Here is a 1,019-nt window from a genome sequence, read left to right as displayed (position 1 = left end):
CCTTCAGCGTGCCGGCATCGTCGGGAAGGGCAGAAGCACTGCGCGTCATGGCTGCGACAGAAGCACAGTTTGGCCGATTCGAGGCCCGCTTTCGACGACCTGAGTCACTTGGTCACGGTCTATCCGGCCGAGGTCGGCTGTCGCCTGCGCTCCGCCTTGACCCGCGTCCAGTCCATGCCCTCGACGAGCGCCATCAATTGCGGCGCGGCAAGCCGGATCACGCCGTTCTCCACCCGTGGCCAGCGGAACTTGTCCTCGTCCAGCCGCTTGGCGAACAGGCAAAGGCCGGACCCGTCCCACCACACGATCTTCACCCGGTCGGCGCGTTTGGCGCGGAACACGTAGAGCGCGCCACAGAACGGATCGGCACCGCCGTCGCGCACCAGCGCCATGAGCCCGTCGGGGCCCTTCCTGAAGTCGACCGGCCGCGTCGCCACATAGACTTTGGCTCCCGTCGGGATCATGCCGCACGCACCGCCCGGATCGCCGTGGTCAGAAGGGTCGGGGCGACGTCATTGCCAACGCGTATCGTCGCATCGCCGATGACGATCTCCAGCCCGCCCATGCCGGCGCCTTCCCCGCGCGAGACTTCCACCGATGCAAAGCTCTGCGCTTCCGCCTCGGGCCTATCCGGCAAAAGAGCAATCGCACCCGAGCGGAGCGCCTTGCGCCGCCAGGCAAACAGCTGCTGCGGGCTCACCCCATGCGCTCGAGCCACCGCCGAGACATTCACGCCCGGCGCCAGTGTCTCCTCCAGAATCCGCCTCTTCGCCTCCGCCGGCCAGCGACGGCGCAGCAGCGCCGGGCTCTCCTCGAGACGGTTTGCTACCGCCTCGATGACTACAAAACTTTCAAGTCTGGACTTGGGTGCAGACTGCAAACCAACCTCCCGCGCAGAATCATCGCGGCAGTGTCATCGTCTTCACAACTCAGCGAAACATGGGGTTAAATGGGCGCTTACGATAAACGGGGGCTTTCCACGAAGAGTCCCTACCTACGCGGCCGCAGCCCGCGTGGAC

Annotated in this window: 2 protein-coding genes; both read right to left on the bottom strand. The window is 65.8% G+C overall.

What is annotated here, in order from left to right; genetic code table 11:
* Positions 1 to 119: 119 nt before the first annotated feature.
* Positions 120 to 464, bottom strand: a complete 345-nt coding sequence (gene tnpB, locus EOA33_RS36685; protein ID WP_127407793.1) for an IS66 family insertion sequence element accessory protein TnpB — start codon at positions 462 to 464, stop codon at positions 120 to 122.
* A complete protein-coding gene (locus tag EOA33_RS36680) occupies positions 461 to 880 on the bottom strand; it encodes a transposase (RefSeq protein WP_127407792.1) in 420 nt (139 codons plus the stop codon). Before EOA33_RS36680 ends, tnpB begins: the two co-directional genes overlap by 4 nt.
* Between the last annotated feature and the right edge of the window lie 139 nt (positions 881 to 1,019).

The organism is Mesorhizobium sp. M4A.F.Ca.ET.050.02.1.1, from assembly GCF_003997725.1.
Taxonomy (GTDB): domain Bacteria; phylum Pseudomonadota; class Alphaproteobacteria; order Rhizobiales; family Rhizobiaceae; genus Mesorhizobium.
This window is presented reverse-complemented; position numbering and strand designations above follow the sequence as displayed.

Bases quoted from the DNA above. Each gene is read 5' to 3' on its own strand.
- tnpB (WP_127407793.1), bottom strand. From the start codon at position 464: ATGATCCCGACGGGAGCCAAAGTCTATGTGGCGACGCGGCCGGTCGAC.